At 67.7% G+C, this 16,635-nt stretch carries 16 protein-coding genes; 14 read left to right on the top strand and 2 right to left on the bottom strand.

Annotated elements, in window-relative coordinates; genetic code table 11:
* The first annotated feature begins 110 nt into the window (after nucleotides 1-110).
* Both ABIC50_RS31575 and ABIC50_RS31570 read left to right on the top strand, forming a co-directional pair.
* Nucleotides 111-992: a glucosamine kinase nucleotide-binding domain-containing protein gene (locus ABIC50_RS31575; protein WP_354168685.1), complete on the top strand. Its 882-nt coding sequence runs from the start codon at nucleotides 111-113 to the stop codon at nucleotides 990-992.
* Between the two features lie 239 nt (nucleotides 993-1,231).
* Entirely contained in the window at nucleotides 1,232-2,065 is an 834-nt protein-coding gene (locus ABIC50_RS31570; RefSeq protein ID WP_012362821.1) for a Cof-type HAD-IIB family hydrolase, read from the top strand.
* A gap of 105 nt (nucleotides 2,066-2,170) precedes the next feature.
* Here ABIC50_RS31570 and aqpZ read toward each other — a convergent pair whose 3' ends face one another.
* Nucleotides 2,171-2,911 (bottom strand): aquaporin Z, encoded by a 741-nt coding sequence (aqpZ, locus tag ABIC50_RS31565; protein WP_354168683.1) that lies wholly within the window; start codon nucleotides 2,909-2,911, stop codon nucleotides 2,171-2,173.
* Nucleotides 2,912-3,209: 298 nt separating this feature from the next.
* On the opposite strand from aqpZ, the gene ABIC50_RS31560 reads away from it, so the two are divergent.
* On the top strand, nucleotides 3,210-3,506 hold the full coding sequence (locus tag ABIC50_RS31560) for an H-NS histone family protein (RefSeq protein ID WP_006751072.1): 297 nt from the start codon (nucleotides 3,210-3,212) through the stop codon (nucleotides 3,504-3,506).
* 103 nt (nucleotides 3,507-3,609) lie between these two features.
* Here ABIC50_RS31560 and ABIC50_RS31555 read toward each other — a convergent pair whose 3' ends face one another.
* Entirely contained in the window at nucleotides 3,610-4,674 is a 1,065-nt protein-coding gene (locus ABIC50_RS31555; RefSeq protein WP_006751073.1) for a glycosyltransferase family 4 protein, read from the bottom strand.
* A gap of 667 nt (nucleotides 4,675-5,341) precedes the next feature.
* Between ABIC50_RS31555 and flhD the strand changes: the two genes are divergently transcribed.
* The 11 genes from flhD (at nucleotide 5,342) to ABIC50_RS31500 (ending at nucleotide 16,585) form a co-directional block, all read left to right on the top strand.
* Complete coding sequence (flhD, locus tag ABIC50_RS31550) at nucleotides 5,342-5,662, top strand: flagellar transcriptional regulator FlhD (RefSeq protein ID WP_006751074.1); 321 nt, start codon at nucleotides 5,342-5,344, stop codon at nucleotides 5,660-5,662.
* A 95-nt stretch (nucleotides 5,663-5,757) separates the two neighbouring features.
* Nucleotides 5,758-6,312, top strand: a complete 555-nt coding sequence (flhC, locus tag ABIC50_RS31545; RefSeq protein WP_011655680.1) for a flagellar transcriptional regulator FlhC — start codon at nucleotides 5,758-5,760, stop codon at nucleotides 6,310-6,312.
* A gap of 179 nt (nucleotides 6,313-6,491) precedes the next feature.
* Nucleotides 6,492-7,352, top strand: coding sequence for a flagellar motor stator protein MotA (gene motA / locus ABIC50_RS31540; RefSeq protein WP_006755770.1), 861 nt, complete (start codon nucleotides 6,492-6,494; stop codon nucleotides 7,350-7,352).
* Nucleotides 7,353-7,365: 13 nt separating this feature from the next.
* Nucleotides 7,366-8,385, top strand: a complete 1,020-nt coding sequence (motB, locus tag ABIC50_RS31535) for a flagellar motor protein MotB (protein WP_175746828.1) — start codon at nucleotides 7,366-7,368, stop codon at nucleotides 8,383-8,385.
* A gap of 179 nt (nucleotides 8,386-8,564) precedes the next feature.
* Nucleotides 8,565-8,942: a response regulator gene (locus tag ABIC50_RS31530; RefSeq protein WP_006755772.1), complete on the top strand. Its 378-nt coding sequence runs from the start codon at nucleotides 8,565-8,567 to the stop codon at nucleotides 8,940-8,942.
* Nucleotides 8,943-8,975: 33 nt separating this feature from the next.
* Nucleotides 8,976-11,210: a chemotaxis protein CheA gene (cheA, locus tag ABIC50_RS31525; protein ID WP_354168681.1), complete on the top strand. Its 2,235-nt coding sequence runs from the start codon at nucleotides 8,976-8,978 to the stop codon at nucleotides 11,208-11,210.
* Nucleotides 11,211-11,258: 48 nt separating this feature from the next.
* Complete coding sequence (cheW, locus tag ABIC50_RS31520) at nucleotides 11,259-11,774, top strand: chemotaxis protein CheW (protein ID WP_105833970.1); 516 nt, start codon at nucleotides 11,259-11,261, stop codon at nucleotides 11,772-11,774.
* A gap of 37 nt (nucleotides 11,775-11,811) precedes the next feature.
* Entirely contained in the window at nucleotides 11,812-13,758 is a 1,947-nt protein-coding gene (locus ABIC50_RS31515; RefSeq protein WP_354168680.1) for a methyl-accepting chemotaxis protein, read from the top strand.
* Between the two features lie 3 nt (nucleotides 13,759-13,761).
* A complete protein-coding gene (locus ABIC50_RS31510) occupies nucleotides 13,762-14,739 on the top strand; it encodes a CheR family methyltransferase (protein WP_126226967.1) in 978 nt (325 codons plus the stop codon).
* Nucleotides 14,736-15,497, top strand: a complete 762-nt coding sequence (gene cheD / locus ABIC50_RS31505; protein ID WP_126226968.1) for a chemoreceptor glutamine deamidase CheD — start codon at nucleotides 14,736-14,738, stop codon at nucleotides 15,495-15,497. The genes ABIC50_RS31510 and cheD overlap by 4 nt, the downstream gene beginning before the upstream one ends.
* Nucleotides 15,494-16,585 (top strand): protein-glutamate methylesterase/protein-glutamine glutaminase, encoded by a 1,092-nt coding sequence (locus ABIC50_RS31500; RefSeq protein WP_354168678.1) that lies wholly within the window; start codon nucleotides 15,494-15,496, stop codon nucleotides 16,583-16,585. Before cheD ends, ABIC50_RS31500 begins: the two co-directional genes overlap by 4 nt.
* Nucleotides 16,586-16,635 lie beyond the last annotated feature (50 nt).

Raw genomic sequence — 16,635 nt, 5'->3', positions numbered from 1 at the left:
TGCCAGCATAGCGGAAGGCCCATTCACGGCATAGCTGGCCGAACGGCAGATGGGCGTGCGGCGCCGATCCGGTTAAGCTTGGCGCCTGTTCGAATCAGCAGGATCAACGCATGACGGCATTACTTTTTGCGATCGGCATCGACGGCGGCGGCACCGGCACCCGCGCGGTGCTGGCCGACCGGCACGGGCGCGAACTCGCGCAGGGGCGCGGCGGCCCGTCGGGGCTCGGCCTCGGCATCGAGCGGGCGTGGGCGTCGATCGGCGCGGCCTGTGCCGACGCATTCACGCGGGCCGGGCTCGCGTTCGACTGGGCGCAGTGCGCGCTCGGCTGCGGGCTCGCGGGCGTCAACAATGCCGCGTGGCTCGCCGCGTTCCGCGCGCAGGCGCCGCTCGGCGCGCTGGAGATCGAGAGCGACGCCTACACGACCGTCGTCGGCGCGCATGGCGGTGCGCCCGGGCTCATCGTCGCACTCGGCACCGGCAGCATCGCGGCGGCGCTCGATGCGGCGGGCGACTGCCGCATCGCGGGCGGCTTCGGTTTTCCGTCTGGCGACGAAGCGAGCGGCGCGTGGCTCGGGCTGCGCGCGCTGGCATACGCCCAGCAGGCGCTCGACGGCCGTGCGCCGCGCGACGCGTTCGCCGGCGCGCTGCTCGCGGAGACGGGCGCGCACGATCGAGACGCACTCGTCCAGTGGTCGTGCGAGGCGAACCAGACGATCTATGCGCGCCTCGCCCCGATCGTGCTCGCGCACCGCACCCATCCGTATGCGGCCGCGCTGATCGCGCAGGCCGGCGACGAGATCGGCAAGATGATCGACGCGCTCGATCCGCAGCAGGCGCTACCGGTCGCGCTGTGCGGTGGGCTGGCAGACGCGCTTGCACCGGCCGTGCCGGCACGTCACGCGAGCCGGCTGCGCGCGCCGCTCGACGATTCCGCGCACGGCGCGTTGCGGCTCGCGCTGCAGGCGTTGCGGGCGGCTGAAGCGGAGTGAGTGGTTTGAGGAGGCCGGGCGCGGTGCGTGGGCTGGGCTGACCGGCTGGTGGGCGAGCTGAGCGGACTGCGCAGCCCGAGCAGAGGCCGAGCAAGCTGGCCAGCCCAAACTGGCAACGCGCCGAAGGCTGAACGGCTTGAACCCGCCACCCGACCCCGTCCCCCACCGCCCGACGCCCCACCGGGCCCGACGTTAAAATGGCGGTTCCGCAGCATCCTGCGCGCCATTTCCCCGCTCCCATGTACAAAGTCATCGCCACTGATCTCGACGGCACCCTGCTGAACAGCGACCACCAGCTCGATCCGTACACGATCGAGACCGTCCGCCGGCTCGACCGCGACGGCCTGCAGTTCGTGATCGCGACGGGCCGCCACTACGCGGACGTCGCCGGCATCCGCGACGTGCTGGGCATCCGGCCGTACCTGATCACGTCGAACGGTGCGCGCGTGCATGCGCCGGACGACACGGCGATTCATGCGCAGGACATCGACCCCGCGATCGTCCGCGGCCTCGTGCAGCCGGGCGTGACCGGCGCGCACGGACGCGTGATCGTCAACCTGTTCACCGACCGCGGCTGGCTGATCGACCGCGAAGCGCCGCACCTGCTCGAATTCCACCAGGATTCGGGTTTCCGGTACGACGTGATCGACATGGCCGCGCACGACGGCGCGGACATCGCGAAGGTGCTGTACATCGGCGAGCCGGCGGATCTGGCGGTGGTCGCCGAGCAGATGCGCGTGCAGTTCGGTGATGCGCTGTACGTCACGTACTCGCTGCCCGACTGCCTCGAAGTGATGACCGCGAACGTGTCGAAGGGCCGCGCGCTGCGCGCGGTGCTCGCGCGGCTCGGCGTCGATACCGGCCACTGCATCGCGTTTGGCGACAACATGAACGACATCGACCTGCTCGAAACGGCCGGTCACGCGTTCATGATGAACAACGCGAATCCCGACCTGATCGCGCAGCTGCCGCACATCCCGCGGATCGGCAACAACTTCGACGCGGGCGTCGCCCGCCACCTGCGCACGCTGTTCTCGCTCGAGGACACCGTCGACGGCGTCGCCGCTTCCTGAGCGCAAATGAAAAACGGGCGCCAGCGGCGCCCGTCCAAATTACCTGCCTCGATGTTGTTCGCCAGCGTGAGGCTCGCTGTTCTGCTCGCGTCACCCCGTAGTGTTTTATTCGCTTGTGCGAGCGGATGCGGGCAGCAGGTCGACGGCGTTGTCACGCCCCGCGACCAGCGGATAGATGATCCCGGCGATGGCCGCACCGATGATCGGCGCGATCCAGAACAGCCACAGCTGGCCGATCGCCTCGCCGCCCACGAACAGCGCGGGGCCGGTCGAGCGGGCCGGGTTCACCGACGTGTTGGTGACCGGGATCGAGATCAGGTGAATCAACGTCAGGCACAGGCCGATCGCGATCGGCGCGAAGCCGGCCGGCGCGCGCTTGTCGGTGGCGCCGAGAATCACGAACAAGAAGAAGCCCGTCATCACGACTTCGCAGATGAACGCCGCGCCGAGCGAGTAGTGGCCGGGCGAGCGCTCGCCGTAGCCGTTCGTCGCAAAGCCGCCGCCGACGAGGTCGAAGCCCGGCTTGCCGGTCGCGATCAGGTACAGCACGAACGCACCGAGCGTCGCGCCGACCACCTGCGCAACGATGTACGGCGCGAGATCGCGCGCCGGGAAGCGGCCGGCGACCGTCAGGCCCACACTCACAGCCGGATTCAAATGGCAACCCGAAATATGGCCGATCGCGAATGCCATCGTCAGCACGGTCAGGCCGAAGGCAAGCGCGACGCCGGCAAAGCCGATGCCGAGGCCCGGAAAGGCGGCGGCCAGCACGGCGCTTCCGCACCCGCCGAGCACCAGCCAGAACGTGCCGAATGCCTCTGCAGCCAGACGCTGAGAAAGATTCATGTAGGGACCTCGTTCAAGTGGGTTGAAGACAAACGGGCGGGCGGATGATTTATTCCGCCGCCCGGAATTGGTCTGGATTATAGGAAATGAATCGGGTTCAAGAGGGTCAACGATTGTTAAATTTGAATGCTGGCGAATGGCCTTTATTAGAATAAGTCCGCATTCTCCATATAGCCAAATCGGTTAAAGATGGCAGCATTAATTTTGAAGAGCAGGGCGGCAGTGCGGACGACGTAACGGGTGTTGGTGTTCCGGCCGGACTCGCCGGAGCCGCATCATGGAAAAAGGGAGTCGAAAAATGTCTCAATACGCGAAACTCAAGGCGCAGATCGCCGATCTGCAGGCTCAGGCGGACGACGTGCGCCGTCAGGAAGTGGCGACGGTGATCGCCGAAGTTCAGCGAATGATTGCCGAATATGGGCTCACGGCCCAGGATCTGGGCTTCGTGGAGCGCGCGCGGCGCGGGCGTCCGCCGAAAAAGGCGCCGCTGCCGCCGAAGTACCGCGATCCGAAGTCGGGTGCAACCTGGAGCGGGCGCGGCAAGCCGCCGAATTGGATCGTCGGGAAAAACCGCGATCGTTTCCTGATCGAATGACCGCGCAAAAAGAAAGAGCCGCATCGACGATGCGGCTCTTTGGTTTTTCCGCGCCGATTTCGGCGCGAATTTTACGGAATATTTCCTGACGAATTTCGCGGCGTCAGGCGCCCGCGACCTGGCGCAAGGTCGGCCGTTTTGCCGCCGTGCAAAGCGATTCGTAGGTTTCGACGTAACGGCGCGCCATCGCTTTCGAGCTGAAACGCGTATCGAAGCGCGCGCGGATCGCGTCGCGCGACAGGCTGTCGATCCGGTGCAGCGCGCCGACCGCGCCCTGCACGTCCTCGACGATGAAGCCCGTCACGCCGTCCTCGATCACTTCCGGCACCGAGCCGCGGTTGAACGCGACGACCGGCGTGCCGCAGGCCATCGCCTCGATCATCACCAGGCCGAACGGCTCCGGCCAGTCGATCGGGAACAGCAGCGCCTTCGCGCCGGACAGGAACGCGGGCTTCTGCGCCTCGTTGATCTCGCCGATGAATTCGACATGCGCCTCGCCGAGCAGCGGCTCGATCACTTCCTTGAAGTAGTCGGCGTCGGCCTTGTCCACCTTCGCGGCGATCTTCAGCGGCAGCCCGCTTTTCGCGGCGATCCGGATCGCCGTGTCGACCCGCTTTTCGGGACAGATCCGGCCGAGGAATGCGAGGTATTCAGGCTTCACGTGCGGCTGCGGCGTGAGCAGCGTGTCGGGCAGCCCGTGATACACGGTGCCGGCCCACGCGGCCTGCGGCAGCGGCTTGCGCTGCGAATTCGAGATCGAGACGACCGGCGAATTCGGGAACGCGTCGAACACCGGCTGCAGTTCCGGCAGGTCGAGGCGGCCGTGCAGCGTCGTCACGTACGGCGTGTCGAGGCGCGACATCAGCGAGAACGGCAGGTAGTCGAGGTGGAAGTGCAGCACGTCGAATTCGTGCGCGACACGGGCGACCTGCTCGATCAGGCGCATATGGGGCGCCATCGAATCGCGGATCGACGGGTCGAGCCGCAGTGCGCGTGGCCATGCCGCCTCGAGACGGGCGGACGTGACGGAGTCGCCGCTGGCGAACAGCGTCACATCGTGGCCGAGCTCGACGAGCGCCTCGGTGAGGTAGGACACGACACGCTCGGTGCCGCCGTAGAGTTTCGGCGGGACAGCTTCGTAAAGCGGCGCGATCTGGGCAATACGCATGGGCGTTCTCCGGTGTCGACCAGCGTGGGCGCTCGATGCGCATGCCGGTCCGATACAAGGTTGCGGAACTCGCCGACGCACGCTCTTCTGCGGTACGTGGCCGGGTCCGGGGCAGGATGCGCCGGGAGCCGGGCGGCAAGCTGCGGGGCGGGGCGGTGCGCCTCACGCCGCCGCCCGTTTGAGTCCATTATCGATATCGCCTAGAAGGGTTCGAGTGTTTTTTCAAACACTTAAGGCTTGTTACACCGTGAAATACGAGAAAACCCGGATAAAAAGGGTCCGGAATCATCATGCGAGACAGACGCAACTATTGTTGCGCTATCGTGAAAAACCACTATAATTTTTACCGATTCACCCGCCGGCAGCCTTGCCGGACGGCCTCCAGCCGGATTCGTCCCATGCGGAACCGCATCTCCGACGAATTCGCGCCCCTGTTTGCCCCGCCTTTTGTCCCCTTTCAATTCGCCTTGTCGGAAAAATTCCTACACGGTTTACAGACAAATCCTGCGCGGCATACGCCACTTCGCTGATACCGACATAAATGCGGTTTGGCCAAAATTCGCCCTGTAAGACTGATAAACGTGCCGGCGTAGCTCAATAGGGCCTGACCGAGCAAACGTTTTCATAACATGAAAGGCCAACAGCAAAGCTCTTTAACGGGGGAATCATGAGCGCCACCAGTGAAATGCTCAGTGAGATCAAAGAGGTCAACCTGTCGTACCTCCTCCTCGCGCAACGACTGCTGCGGGAAGACAAAGCGATGGGGATGTTCCGCATGGGCGTTTCCCAGGAACTGGCCGACGTGCTCGCGAACCTCACGCTCGCCCAGACCGTGAAGCTTGCCGCGTCGAACCAGATCCTGTGCCGTTTCCGCTTCGACGACCACGCGTTGCTGTCGTCGCTCGCCGACAAGGGTCGCAGCGACGTCGTCACGCACGCGCACTCGGCCATCCTGATGGCCGGCCAGCCGGTCGAAAGCGTCCGCTGATCCTTTTTTCGCCTTGCGTTCGTCCCGGCGCGCCGCGCCGGCGGGCGGCGTATTGGCCACTCATCCGAACCACGTCAAGCGGACAGTTATTCACCATGGCAAGCAAAAGCGTCGTGATCGAGGTGAAGGAAATCACCCTCGCCATCGAACTGATCGAACTGGGCGCCCGCCTGCAGCTGCTGGAGGCGGAGACGAGCCTGTCGCGCGATCGCCTGATCAAGCTGTACAAGGAGCTGAAGGGCGTGTCGCCGCCGAAGGGGATGCTGCCGTTCTCGACCGACTGGTTCATGACGTGGCAGCCGAACATCCACTCGTCGCTGTTCTACAACATCTACCGGTTCATGCAGGACCACGGCCGCTGCGATCCGATCCAGTCGATCGTGAAGGCGTACCGGCTCTACCAGGAGCACGTGAACCTGTCCGGCGACGAAGCCGCGCTCAGTCTCACGCGCGCATGGACGCTCGTGCGCTTCTTCGACTCGGGGATGCTGCAGATGACGCCGTGCACGCGCTGCGGCGGCCACTTCGTCGCCCATGCGCATGATCCACATCAAGGTTTCGTGTGCGGTCTCTGCCAGCCGCCGTCGCGCGCCGGCAAGACCCGCAAGGCCGCCGCCGCGCGCGCCGAACTGGCTGCCGCCGCAGCCTGAATGGCGCCGGACGGGGCCGAGCGGCAACCGAGGGGCTGCCGCGGGCCGCGCGAACCGGCCGGGGCTTGCTGGTAAACACCGCCGCGCCGCCGCGGCGCTGCCGCGAAAGTTTTCCTGCCGACTGCCGTAAACCTGATTAACGGCGGTCTCCCCGCCGGTTCTTTCGTGAGGGACAGGCAGTGCTGATTATCGTGGGAACACTCGTGACGCTGTTGTCCGTCTTCGGCGGTTATGCGCTGGCAGGCGGGCATCTGGGCGCATTGGTCCAGCCGCTCGAGATCCTGATGATCACCGGCGCGGGCGTCGGCGCGTTCATCCTCGGCAACGGCATGAAGACCATCAAGGCGACGCTGCGCGTGCTGCCGACGCTCTTCAAGGGCTCGAAGTACACGAAGGACGTCTATATGGAGCTGATGGCGCTCCTGTACGTGCTGCTCGCGAAGGCGCGCAAGGAAGGCACGCTGACGCTCGAAGCCGACATCGACGATCCGGACAAGAGCCCGATCTTCACGCAATACCCGAAGATCCTCGCCGATCGCCACATCGTCGAATTCCTGACCGACTACCTGCGCCTGATGGTGGGCGGCAACATGAACGCGTTCGAGATCGAGAGCCTGATGGACGAGGAGATCGAGACGCACCACACGGAAGGCGAAGGCCCCGCGCACGCGCTGATGCGTGTGGGCGACGCGATGCCGGCATTCGGGATCGTCGCGGCCGTGATGGGCGTCGTGCACACGATGGCGTCGGCCGACAAGCCGCCCGCGGTGCTCGGCGCGATGATCGCGCAGGCGCTGGTCGGTACGTTCCTCGGGATTCTGCTGTCGTACGGGCTGATCGGGCCGCTCGCGAGCCTCGCGGAGCAGCGCGTCGCCGAGTCCACCAAGATGTTCCAGTGCATCAAGGTGACGATCCTCGCGAGCCTGAACGGCTATGCGCCGGCGATCGCGGTGGAGTTCGGCCGCAAGGTGCTGTTCTCGACCGAGCGTCCGTCGTTCACGGAGCTCGAAGAGCACGTGCGCCGCGTGAAGGCAAAGTGACGCGGAGCGTTCGATGAGCAATGGCAAGGATCGCGCGATCGTCGTGAAACGGGTGGCCCCGCAGAAGAAGGGCCATCACGGCGGCGCATGGAAACTCGCGTATGCGGACTTCATGACCGCGATGATGGCGTTCTTCCTGCTGATGTGGCTGCTGAGCTCGGTCACGCCGGTGCAGCTGAAGGGGATCGCCGAGTACTTCAACACGCCGTTGAAGGCCGCGCTGTTCGGCAGCGGCGATCGCAGCTCGCAGGACTCCAGCATCATCAACGGCGGCGGCCGCGACCTGTCGAGCGCCGACGCCGGCACGCTGCGCCGCACCGACGGCACGACGTCGCTGGCCGACCGCGTCGCGAAAGCGGGCGACCAGAATTCGCGCGCGCAGGCGCAAGGCGCGCAGGACCGGCTCGAGCAGACGCGCCTGCACGACCTGCAGATCAAGCTGATGGCGGCGATCGAGGCGAACCCGACGCTGCGCCAGTTCAAGCAGCAGATCCGCATCGATTCGACGCTGATGGGGCTGCGCATCGAGATCGTCGATTCGCAGAAGCGGCCGATGTTCGCGATGTCGAGCGACCACGTCGAGCCGTACATGCGCGACATCCTGCGCGAGATCGGCAAGACGCTGAACGACGTGCCGAACCGGATCATCGTCCAGGGCCACACCGACGCGGTGCCGTACGCGGGCGGCGAAGGCGGCTACAGCAACTGGGAGCTGTCGGCCGACCGCGCGAACGCGTCGCGCCGCGAGCTGATCACGGGCGGCATGGACGAGTCGAAGGTGCTGCGCGTGCTCGGCCTCGCGTCGACGCAGAACCTGAACAAGGCCGATCCGCTCGATCCGGAAAACCGCCGGATCAGCGTGATCGTGCTGAATCGCAAATCCGAAGACGCGCTGATGCGCGACGACGCGACGACCACGACGCTGTCGGCCGACGCGGCGGGCTCGAAGCTGCTGGCCCAGCAGCTCGGCGGCCCGACGCCGGCCGCGCGACCGGAGCTCGCGAGCGCCGTCGCCGTGGCGCCGAAACCCTGACGTTTCCCCGATTCCGAGACACGCATGAAACGATCGACACGCTCACTTTGTTCGCTGCCCCCCGAGGGGGCGCTCGGCCGCCCACGGCCGGCTCTGCAAAGCCGGCCGGACGAACAGGCGCGAAGCGATGCGCCGCGCATTGCCTGCTGCGCCGTCGGGGCGGCCCCGCGGAGGCTGACATGATCCGGACCATTCTCGCGATCGACGACTCCGCGACCATGCGTGCGCTGCTGCAGGCGACGCTCGCGCAGGCCGGCTACGACGTGACGGTGGCGCCGGACGGCGAAGCCGGCTTCGACATGGCGGCCACCGTGCCGTACGACCTGGTGCTGACCGACCAGAACATGCCGCGCAGGAGCGGGCTCGAGGTGATCGCCGCGCTGCGCAAGCTGAGCGCGTACGCGGACACGCCGATCCTCGTGCTGACGACCGAAGGCAGCGATGCATTCAAGGACGCCGCGCGCGAAGCGGGCGCGACCGGCTGGATCGAAAAGCCGATCGACCCGGCCGTGCTGGTCGACCTGGTCGCGACGCTGTCCGAGCAGACGGCCTCCTGACATGAACGCGACGAATCCAACCGGTGACCGGGCATGACTCTCGACATCACGCAGTTCTACCAGACCTTTTTCGACGAAGCCGACGAGCTGCTCGCGCAGATGGAGCAGCTGCTGCTGAACCTCGACGTCGGCTCGCCCGACCCCGAGGACCTGGCCGCGATCTTCCGCGCCGCGCACTCGATCAAGGGCGGCGCCGCGACGTTCGGCTTTTCCGCGCTGACCGAGACGACCCACATCCTGGAGTCGCTGCTCGACCGCGCACGCAACCATGAGCTGACGCTGACCAAGGAAATGGTCGATGCGTTCCTCGAGACCAAGGACGTGCTGTCCGACCAGCTGGTCGACTATCGCGCGAGCGCCGAACCGGATGCGGCCGCCGCCGCGACGATCTGCGCGAAGCTCGAACGCCTGAAGGCCGAGAGCGGCGCGGGTGCGCCCGCGGCCGTCGACGTTGCGCCGGCCGCGCCCGCCGTGGCGGCTGCACCGGCGCCGGCACCGGCCGCCGGCAGCAACGGCGCGCCCGATCACGTGGTCGAACAGGCGGTCGCCGCCGCGCATCCGGCGGCCGACGTCGGCGCGGACGGCCCGCACCTGAAGATCACGCTCGTCGGCGTCGACCCGAAGGACCAGGCGCTGCTCACCGAGGAACTCGGCAATCTCGGCCGGATCGTCGGCCGCGAGGAAGCGGGCGCCGACCTCACGCTGTGGCTCGAATCGGACGTGTCGTCCGACGACATCACTGCCGTGTGCTGCTTCGTGATCGACGACAGCCAGATCCGCATCGCGCGCGGCACCGCGCCGGCCGCACCGGCGGCGCCTGCCGCCACGCCGGCCGCCGAATCGTCAGCCACGCCGGCAGCCGCGCCGGAGCCGGCCGCGCGGGTCGAGGTATTCGCGCAAGCCCCCGGTGCCACACCGGCCGCCGCCGCACCGCAGGCCCAGCCGGGCACCGCCGCGCAACCGGCACCGCAAGCGGCGCCGCAACCGCACGCCGAACCCGCGGCGCCGGCGGCCGCGCATCACGACGACAAGCGTCCGCGCCCGGCTGGCGCCGCAGCGGGCGCCGAAGGCAGCTCGATCCGCGTCGGCGTCGAGAAGGTCGACCAGCTGATCAACCTGGTCGGCGAACTGGTGATCACGCAGGCAATGCTCGCGGAAACCGCGAGCGCGTTCGATCCGGCGCTGCACGACCGCCTGTTCAACGGAATGGCGCAGCTCGAGCGCAACGCGCGCGACCTGCAGGAAGCGGTGATGTCGATCCGCATGATGCCGATGGACTACGTGTTCAGCCGCTTCCCGCGGCTTGTGCGCGACCTGGCCGGCAAGCTCGGCAAGCAGGTCGAGCTCGTCACGTTCGGCCAGGCGACCGAGCTCGACAAGAGCCTGATCGAGCGGATCATCGACCCGCTCACGCACCTCGTGCGCAACAGCCTCGATCACGGGATCGAAACCGTCGACAAGCGCGTCGCCGCCGGCAAGGACGCAGTCGGCCAGCTCGTGCTGTCGGCCGCGCATCACGGCGGCAACATCGTGATCGAGGTCAGCGACGACGGCGGCGGCCTGAACCGCGAGCGGATCCTCGCGAAGGCCGCGAAGCAGGGCATGCAGGTGTCCGACAACATCAGCGACGACGAAGTGTGGCAACTGATCTTCGCGCCGGGCTTCTCGACCGCCGAGACCGTGACCGACGTGTCGGGCCGCGGCGTCGGGATGGACGTCGTGAAGCGCAACATCCAGTCGATGGGCGGCCACGTCGAGATCTCGTCGCAGGCCGGCCGCGGCACGACCACGCGGATCGTGCTGCCGCTCACGCTCGCGATCCTCGACGGGATGTCGGTGAAGGTCGGCAGCGAGATCTTCATCCTGCCGCTGAACTTCGTGATGGAGTCGCTGCAGCCGTCGAACGACGACATCTACACGGTCGGCAACGGCGAGCGCGTGGTGCGCGTGCGCGGCGAATACCTGCCGCTCGTCGCGCTGCACGAGGTGTTCTCGGTCGAGGACGCGCGCACCGATCCGACCCAGGGGATCGTCACGATCATGGAAACCGAGGGGCGCCGCTTCGCGATGCTGATCGACGAGCTGGTCGGCCAGCAGCAGGTGGTCGTGAAGAACCTCGAAACCAACTACCGCAAGGTGCACGGCATCTCGGCGGCGACCATCCTCGGCGACGGCAGTGTCGCGCTGATCGTCGACGTCGCGGCGCTGAACCGCGAAACCCGTGCGATGCACGGCGCCCGAGTCGGCGCCGAGCTCGCGATCTTCTGACTCTCGCCATTCAACCGATTGGGGGCACACGTGTCTGCTGAAGTCCAAATGATCAATCCGGCCGCGGCGAACGCGGCTACCAGAGGCCGCGACGCCGCGCATGGCGATGCGACGGGGCAGGAGTTCCTCGTCTTCACGCTCGGCGACGAGGAATACGGGATCGACATCCTGAAGGTGCAGGAAATCCGCGGCTACGACAGCGTCACGCGCATCGCGAACGCCCCGGACTTCATCAAGGGCGTGATCAACCTGCGCGGCATCATCGTGCCGATCGTCGACATGCGGATCAAGTTCCATCTCGGCCGCGTCGAGTACGACCACCAGACCGTCGTGATCATCCTGAACGTGTCGAACCGCGTGGTCGGGATGGTGGTCGACGGCGTGTCGGACGTGCTGACGCTGCAGACGGACCAGATCATGCCGGCGCCGGAGTTCGGCGCGACGCTGACGACCGAGTACCTGACGGGCCTCGGCACCGTCGACGGCCGCATGCTGATCCTGATGGACATCGAGAAGCTGATGTCGAGCCGGGAAATGGCGCTGATCGAGACGCTCGGCGGATAAGTGCGCCGCGCACGCAGGAATTTCGGGAGAATCTGCAATGTTGCATAACTGGTCGATCCGCACGACGCTCACGGCGGTCGGACTCATCCTCGTGGGCCTGGCCGCCGCGGTCGGCGGCCTCGGCCTTTACGCGCTCGATCACGCGAGCCGCTCGCTCGACGAGATCGCGCACGTCGATCTGCCGGCGATCCATACGCTCGACGACACGTCGTCGTACCTGCTGCGCGCACGCGTGTCGCTCGACCGCTTCCGCTCGCTGACCGAGGCCGGTAACACGGCCGACGCGAGCAAGGTGCTCGAGCGCGCGCAGGAGCTGTACACGAAGTCGAACCAGAACTGGCAGGCGTTCCAGGCGACGCCGAAGCTCGGCATCGAGCAGGCGCTCGTCGACGACCTCGCCGCGCGCTACGCGACGATCATGAAGGAAGGCGTCGAGCCGGAATTCGCGGCCGCGCGCGCGGGCGACATGGCCGCCTATCATGCGGTCGCCGACACCAAGATCAGCCCGATGTTCGTCGCGTACGACCAGGCGGCGGCGGCCGTGGTCGCGTCGCTGCAGAAGCGCGCGGAAGAACGCCAGACCGCGACGCAGTCGCAGATCTCGATGATGATCGGCCTGATCGCGGCCGGCGTCGCGATCGCGTTTGTCGTCGTGATCGCGATCCGCTTCGCGCTGCGCGGGCTGATCATCAATCCGCTCGAAGACGCGATCGCGCACTTCGAGCGCATCGCCGGCGGCGACCTCACGCAGCCGGTGAACGTGTCCAGCACCAACGAGATCGGCCGGCTGTTCGGCGGCATCAAGCGGATGCAGGACGCGGTGACGACGATGGTGCAGGCCGTGCATCGCGGCACCGAGTCGATCGACGTCGGCGCGCGCGAGATCTCGACCGGCAACACCGACCTGTCGCAGCGCACCGAGGAGCAGGCCGCGTCGCTGCAGGAAACCGCCTCGAGCATGGAGCAGCTGACGGGCACCGTGCGCCAGAACGCGGAGAACGCGCGGCAGGCGAGCCAGCTCGCGGTGAACGCGTCCGACATCGCGACGCACGGAGGCGAAGTCGTCGGCCAGGTCGTGTCGACGATGCAGGACATCGCGGCAAGCTCGGGCAAGGTCGTCGACATCATCGGCACGATCGAAGGCATCGCGTTCCAGACCAACATCCTCGCGCTGAACGCGGCGGTCGAAGCCGCGCGCGCGGGCGAGCAGGGCCGCGGCTTCGCGGTGGTCGCGGGCGAAGTGCGCTCGCTGGCGCAGCGCAGCGCGAGCGCCGCGAAGGAAATCAAGCAGCTGATCGGCGATTCGGCCGAGAAGGTCGAAAGCGGGTCGGCGCTCGTCGCGCGGGCCGGTTCGACGATGGACGAGATCGTGCAGGCCGTGCGCCGCGTGACCGACATCATGGGCGAGATCAGCGCCGCGTCGGACGAGCAGTCGACCGGCATCGAGCAGGTCAATCGCGCGGTCGGCCAGATGGACTCGGTCACGCAGCAGAACGCGGCGCTCGTCGAAGAGGCCGCGGCGGCGGCCGCGTCGCTCGAGGAGCAGACGCGCCAGATGAAGGCGATCGTGTCGGGCTGGCGCGTCACGGGCGGCATCGCGATGGCGCCGGTGCGCAGCGCGGCGCGCCCGGCCGCACAAGCCCAGGCCCCGGCGTCGCCGTCGGAGAGCCGTCACGAGGCCGCGCCGGCGGCGCACGCACCGCACGCACCGCAACCCGCTGCCCAGCCGGCCCGCCGCGCGGCGCCCGCGCCGCATGCCGCGGCACCGGCGACGCGCAATGCAGCGAAGCCCGCGACGGATTCCGCCGCACGCGCATCGAAGGACGCGCCTGCCGCCGGCGGCTACGGCCCGCGCCTCGCGAAAGGTGCCGCAGCATCGCCCAAGCCGGCCGACAAGCCCACACTGGTGCGTCCGGCGCTGAACGGCGAGAAGCCGGCGCTGGCCGCGGCCGGTGCGTCCGACGACGACTGGGAGACCTTCTAAGCCATGCCGTCCGCGCGCGCACCGTTTCGACCCGATGCACCGGATACCTCGCCCCGCGCGGGCGAGCCGGGGCGCGACTTCGCGTTTACCGGCGCGGATTTCGCACGCATCCGCGCGCTGATCCATCAACGCGCAGGCATCTCGCTGTCCGAGCACAAGCGCGACATGGCGTACAGCCGGCTGGCACGCCGGCTGCGCGCACGCGGCCTCGACACGTTCCGCGACTATCTCGACCTGCTCGAGCAGGAGGACGATCCGCTCGAGTGGGAGGCGTTCACCAACGCGCTGACGACGAACCTCACCGCGTTCTTCCGCGAGTCGCACCATTTCCCGATCCTTGCCGACTTCGTGAAGGGGCGTCCTGCGCCCGTGTCGGTGTGGTGTTCGGCGGCGTCGACCGGCGAGGAACCTTACTCGATCGCGATCACGCTGATCGAGGCGCTCGGCGAATCGGCCGCGCGCGGCGCGTCGATCCTCGCGACCGACCTCGACACGCAGGTGCTCGCGAAGGCCGAGGCCGGCATCTATACGTACGACCAGGTCAAGCACCTGAGCCCGGAGCGGCTCAAGCGCTTCTTCCTGAAGGGCACCGGCGCGCAGGCCGGCCGCGTGAAGGTGCGCCCGGAACTGCGCGCGATGATCCGCTTCGAGCAGCTGAACCTGACCGATGCCGACTACGGGATCGCGAAGCCGTTCGACGCGATCTTCTGCCGCAACGTGATGATCTATTTCGACAAGCCGACGCAAGGGCAGGTGCTGTCGCGCTTCGAGCCGCTCGTGAAGCCGGGCGGGCTGCTGTTCGCCGGGCATTCGGAGAATTTCACGTACGTGTCGCAGGCATTCCGGCTGCGCGGGCAGACGGTGTACGAACTGACGCGCGATGCCGCGCAAGGCTCGCGCCCGCGCGGCGCGACGCCGGCCGCCGCAGCGCCGCCGCGCGCGCCCGCGCGTGCCGCGCTCGCTTACGGAGAACGCGAATGAGCGGCCTGCCGATCGCGACCAATCGCTACTTCGACAACCACTTCGAACGCCCGGGCGTGAAGCTGCTGCCGAACGAGTTCTACACGACGTCCGAGGACATGGTGCTGATGACCGTGCTGGGCTCGTGCGTCGCCGCGTGCCTGCACGACCCGCTCGCGGGCATCGGCGGGATGAATCACTTCATGCTGCCCGACGACGGCGCCGATGCCGGCGCGGCCGCGTCGGATTCGATGCGTTACGGCGCGTACGCGATGGAAGTGCTGATCAACGAACTGATCAAGGCCGGCGGGCGCCGCGAGCGCTTCGAGGCGAAGGTGTTCGGCGGCGCGGCCGTGCTGGCCGGGATGACGACGATCAACATCGGCGATCGCAACGCGGATTTCGTGCGCCGCTATCTCGCGCTCGAGCGCATCCGCATCACCGCGGAGGATCTGCAGGGCGTGCACCCGCGCAAGGTCGCGTTCATGCCGCGCACCGGGCGCGCGATGGTGAAGAAGCTGCGGCTGCAGGTGCCGGGCGTGACCGAGCGCGAAGCCGCGCTGGCGCGCGAGGCCGACCGCGTGCGGGCCGGCCGGCAGCGCGCGCACGTCGAGCTGTTCGCGGCGAAGCGGCCGGCCGCGCCGCCGCCGGCGCGCCCGCGCATCGAGCTGTTCGGCGCACGCGGCGCCGGCGGCGCGCAGACGACGAACCCGAAGACCGGCAGCTCGTACGCCGGCAGCCCGAGCGCGGCCAACCTTTCGAGAAAGCAGGAGGCATGACCGCAGTGCAGAAGATCAAAGTGTTGTGCGTCGACGATTCGGCGCTGATCCGCAGCCTGATGACGGAGATCATCAACAGCCAGCCCGACATGACGGTGTGCGCGACCGCGCCCGATCCGCTCGTCGCGCGCGATCTCATCAAGCAGCACAACCCGGACGTCCTGACGCTGGACGTCGAAATGCCGCGCATGGACGGGCTCGACTTCCTCGAGAAGCTGATGCGCCTGCGGCCGATGCCGGTCGTGATGGTGTCGTCGCTGACCGAGCGCGGCTCCGAGATCACGCTGCGCGCGCTCGAACTCGGCGCGGTGGATTTCGTCACGAAGCCGCGCGTCGGGATTCGCGACGGCATGCTCGACTACGCGGAAAAGCTCGCGGACAAGATCCGCGCGGCGTCGCGCGCCCGCGTGCGGCAGACGCCGCAGCCGCAGGCCGCCGCGCCCACGGCGAGCGGCCAGCCGGCCGCGCCGATGATCAACAATCCGCTCGTCAGTACCGAGAAGCTGATCATCATCGGTGCGTCGACGGGCGGCACCGAGGCGATCCGCGAGGTGCTGACGCCGCTGCCGCCGGATGCGCCGGCGGTGCTGATCGCGCAGCACATGCCGCCCGGCTTCACCAAGTCGTTCGCGCAGCGGCTGAACGGCCTGTGCCGGATCGCGGTGAAGGAAGCCGAGCACGGCGAACGCGTGCTGCCGGGCCATGCGTACATCGCGCCGGGCCATGCACACCTGCTGCTCGCGCGCAGCGGCGCGAACTACATCGCGCAGTTGTCCGACGAGCCGCCGGTGAACCGCCATCGGCCGTCGGTCGACGTGCTGTTCCGCTCGGCGGCGCAGCACGCGGGCAAGAATGCGATCGGCGTGATCCTCACGGGGATGGGCCGCGACGGCGCGGCCGGCCTGCTGGACATGAAGCGCGCGGGCGCTCATACGTTCGCGCAGGACGAGGCGAGCTGCATCGTGTTCGGGATGCCGCGCGAGGCGATCGCGCTCGGCGGCGCGGACGAGGTCGTCTCGCTGGGCGAGATGAGCCGGCGCGTGATGGCGCGCCTGGCGACGATGGGCGATCGGGTGCAGCGCGTCTGAATCAAATGTCACGGGGCACGTGGGTTGCTACGGGCCCTGACGGTAACGAA

Source organism: Burkholderia sp. 567 (assembly GCF_040545115.1).
In the GTDB taxonomy this organism is placed as follows: Bacteria; Pseudomonadota; Gammaproteobacteria; order Burkholderiales; family Burkholderiaceae; genus Burkholderia; species Burkholderia ambifaria.
Note: the sequence above shows the minus strand (reverse complement) of the source record. Positions and strands in the feature narration are given on the sequence as shown.